General features: G+C 54.5%; 2 protein-coding genes and 1 pseudogene. All 3 read left to right on the top strand.

Translation table 11 applies throughout. The annotated features are described in order from the left end of the window. A pseudogene (lfgL, locus tag AACS18_RS16065) lies at positions 1-355 on the top strand (lateral flagellar hook-associated protein LfgL); the annotation flags it as partial. A 152-nt stretch (positions 356-507) separates the two neighbouring features. After that, the gene (locus tag AACS18_RS16060) at positions 508-1,377 is read left to right on the top strand and encodes a hypothetical protein (RefSeq protein ID WP_258228737.1); all 870 of its coding nucleotides are present in this window, start codon (positions 508-510) and stop codon (positions 1,375-1,377) included. 234 nt (positions 1,378-1,611) lie between these two features. Next, positions 1,612-1,814: flagellin N-terminal helical domain-containing protein (locus tag AACS18_RS16055; RefSeq protein ID WP_445206800.1), on the top strand; the 203-nt coding region annotated here is incomplete at its 3' end.

Genomic DNA, 1,814 nt, shown 5'->3' with positions numbered 1-1,814 from the left:
TTTTTTGCAGCCTGACGATTTTTTCAAACAACTCGATAGTATGGTGAAGGCAATTAATGACGCAGCACCTGACGCCATCGAGCAGGCACGAGCCATGCTGGATCGCAGCCAGACGCTGCAAGATAATATCAGCCAGGCGGTCAGCACGATTGGTGCCCGGATCAATCTGTTGGATCAGATTGACGAGAGCCATGCCGAGAAAGGCGTCTATAGCAAGGAAGTGAGCAACCAGATAGAGTCGCTGGACTATGCCGAGGCCGCGACCCGACAGGCCCACGTCCTGATGGCATTACAGGTGCAGCAGCAAGCTTTTGCCAAGGTTAATGGTCTTAGCTTGTTCAACTACATGCCGTAACGAGCAGAGGAGTCATGATGCAGGTCCAGCAAACCCGTCTTGGAGGCGTTGCAGAGCCACAGGCAAAGCCCAGGTTGCAGGGCCGCGCAACTGCACAGGCTCACACTCCGGAAAACCGCAAGCAGACTGAGCGCCACCCCAATATTATCCGGATGGACAGATGGGCCCTGATCGGTGCTGCGCAACAGCGCATTGCCCATGCCCAGAGCGGCGAACAGGCGCTTAATCTGGTTTGGGGGGAATTGAAGCGGCTGGAACGCCAACTGGGTCAGCGCGAGCTGGCCAGCAGTGACGTGACCAATCGCTTAAAAATGCTGGAAGAGAAAGTCACCCAACCAAGAGGGCCTTTGACGGAGGAGCTCAAACCAAGACTCATCGCATCGGCTCAGGAGCTGCGTCCCCGCTTCAGTGCCGAGCATCTGGATTTATTAAGCGTCAAAAATAGCACTGAGCGACTGGTGTTCTCGTTTCCCCAGAGTAACAGTGCGGTGGAGGTGACCATCTCGGCCGGAGCGCGAGAGGGTGAGGTTGTCACCATGCTCGATCGGGCGCTGCGTAAAGAGCATATCCAGGCCAGATTGAATGAACTGGGCAAGCTGGAACTCTCTGTTGCTGAACCCCATCGCCGCAAACTGGATGAGCCGGTGTTGATCCGGGGGGAGGGGGTTCGTATCCCGGCAGGCAACCCGATCCCGGTGCAGTTCAAGCCCAAATCCGGACAGCTAACCCGCATGGCCGAGGGGATCACCAAGGGCGAGATCCGCCAGGAGCAACAACGGCTGAAACGCGTGCTGGGTGAGATAGAGCACTCGGTGCGTGAACTAAAGCAGTTTCGTCAGAAGATGGTCTTGCAGTTGGATAAGGTCAAGGCGCGTACCCAAAGCTTGCAGCAAGATGAGTTGGCACAACTGCAATCTTCACTCTCTGCGCGACTGTCGCAAGGGGGATATATGGGAACCATGTCTGGTTTGCTGGCACAGGCTAATGTCACCCGTCAGGGGGTTGTCGCGTTATTGACCTGACTACATTGAGATTGTTTGATACCAACCGCTCGACTTGTATCGAGCGGTTTTTTTATTGGTAATCTGGTCGGTGGGTCGGGGTTGGACTGAGGCTAATTGTTTCCAGGGTGAGTGACTGCGTAGAAATAACCATCAGCAAAAGAAAAAAATTTAATTTTCACGTGGCTATGGTCGTTTTCTAGGGGGGTCTACCCAAGCGCTGCCAGCGGCAGCATCCATTTCGAGGAAACGAAAATGAGTCTGTCAATTCACACCAACTTTGCCAATATGGTCACCCAGAACCAGCTGAACTCCACCAACAAAATGGCAAGCAATGCCATGCAGCGTCTGGGTACCGGTCTGCGTATCAACTCTGCCGCTGACGATGCTGCCGGTCTGCAAATTGCTACCCGTCTGCAATCCCAGTCCAACAGCCAGAAAGTGGGTATGCGCAACGC

The organism is Aeromonas sp. HMWF015, from assembly GCF_963878965.1.
GTDB lineage: Bacteria > Pseudomonadota > Gammaproteobacteria > Enterobacterales > Aeromonadaceae > Aeromonas > Aeromonas veronii.
Note: the sequence above shows the minus strand (reverse complement) of the source record. Positions and strands in the feature narration are given on the sequence as shown.

Bases quoted from the DNA above. Each gene is read 5' to 3' on its own strand.
- AACS18_RS16060 (WP_258228737.1), top strand. From the start codon at position 508: ATGGACAGATGGGCCCTGATCGGTGCTGCGCAACAGCGCATTGCCCAT.